We start from the raw sequence: 640 nt of genomic DNA on the forward strand, positions 1-640 counted from the left end.
GCCCCGGCCGCGGCGCTTCCGGAGTGGGTTGCACCCGCCGTGGCCCTGTTGCCCTCGGCTGCGTTGGGAGACGCCCTGCGGGCTGTGCTCGTGCCGGGAGCGTCCGCGGGTCTCGCGGGACCGCTCCTGATCCTTGCTGTCTGGGCGGTCGCTGCGTGGGCCGCAACGGCCCGGTGGTTCCGGTGGAGCTAGACTGACGGAGACATCTTTTCCCTTTCTCCCTCCAAATTCCGTTCTGGACGTGACCACGTGAGCTTCGCACCGACCGACCCCGCTTCGACTCCCGCCGACGACACGTCGCGTGGTGAACCAGGCACAGGGACCAAGCCGGTGAAGGGCGGCAGGGAGGCCAAGGACGTTCGACGGAAGATCAGTGACTTCCTGTTCCGCACGCAGGTGGACGGGTGGGTACGTGCCACCGCATGGGCCTCACTGCTCGCCAACTCACTGCTGATCCTGACCGGCGGCCTGGTCCGCCTGACGGGTTCCGGACTGGGATGCCCCACGTGGCCGCGATGCACGGACGACTCCTGGACCTCTACCGCTGCGATGGGCATCCACGGTGCGATCGAATTCGGTAACCGGCTACTCACGTTCGTGCTGACCCTCGTGGCGATCGCTGCCTTCCTTGCCGTGATCC

1 protein-coding gene and 1 pseudogene are annotated in these 640 nt (G+C 67.3%); both read left to right on the top strand.

Annotated elements, in window-relative coordinates; genetic code table 11:
• Window positions 1–192: pseudogene (locus tag GTW58_RS14390) on the top strand (ABC transporter permease); the annotation flags it as partial.
• 177 nt (window positions 193–369) lie between these two features.
• Window positions 370–640: COX15/CtaA family protein (locus tag GTW58_RS13455; RefSeq protein WP_342453324.1), on the top strand; the 271-nt coding region annotated here is incomplete at its 3' end.

This window comes from Kocuria subflava (assembly GCF_012163155.1).
Taxonomy (GTDB): Bacteria; Actinomycetota; Actinomycetes; order Actinomycetales; family Micrococcaceae; genus Kocuria; species Kocuria subflava.